Annotated in this window: 1 protein-coding gene; it reads right to left on the reverse strand. The window is 57.4% G+C overall.

The window, feature by feature from the left end:
* Nucleotides 1–210: 210 nt before the first annotated feature.
* On the reverse strand, nucleotides 211–744 hold a 534-nt coding region (locus DVK07_RS20135), incomplete at its 5' end, for a helix-turn-helix domain-containing protein (protein WP_121598563.1).

Below are 744 nucleotides of genomic sequence, written 5' to 3' on the forward strand. Positions count from 1 at the left end.
GGATGACGGAATTCCAGTACTGTCGGGGAGCCATCCCGCCGTGAAGCAAGATTAGGGGCTGGCCGTCGCCGTGTTGTTCGACTGTGATACGAGTCTCACCTGTTGTTGTGAGTGTCTGCATCGGTGCATCGTACTGTATGAGTATGCGTCGAGAAGGACTGTCTCTCAATCATCCGGCCGTTTAAATACGGTTGAACGGAGCGATGGAGTTCACTGGGGGAGTGGGGGCCACGTGGGTGCGACTGCTTCTTCGATCAGTTCGGTTTGCGCGCGACGGAGTCGTTCGGAAACCGAAGAGGCGGAAATCTCTAGTTCCGCGGCGATGTCTTCGAGAGATGCTTGACGCGGGATTTCGAAATATCCCCGTTCGTACGCGATCCGAAGCGCCTCGCGTTGCCGGTCAGTGAGCCCGTCACCGGGGGGCTCAGACTCGTCGTCGTGGGTGAGTCGCAACAACTGGAAGTCAGCATTACGCTGCCAGAATGACGAGAACTCTCCGAATGTGTCTCGGTCAGCGAACCATCCTGTCTGCCGCCAGCCGCTCGGCAGTACCTCAATTCGTTCGATGATCGCGTCCGCGGTTGCAAGGGCTTCGAGCCCGTCAAGGTCGTTGAGATGATCCCCAAGTTGTTCCTCGAAACTCAATGCAGGAAGGACTTGGTATCGATGGGTCTCGCCAGCCAGACCAACGAGTGTCCACGCGCCGACATCGAATGCGTCGGAAAGCGCAGTTTCAATAGTGGG

This window comes from Halorubrum sp. Atlit-26R, from assembly GCF_003666015.1.
Taxonomy (GTDB): Archaea; Halobacteriota; Halobacteria; order Halobacteriales; family Haloferacaceae; genus Halorubrum.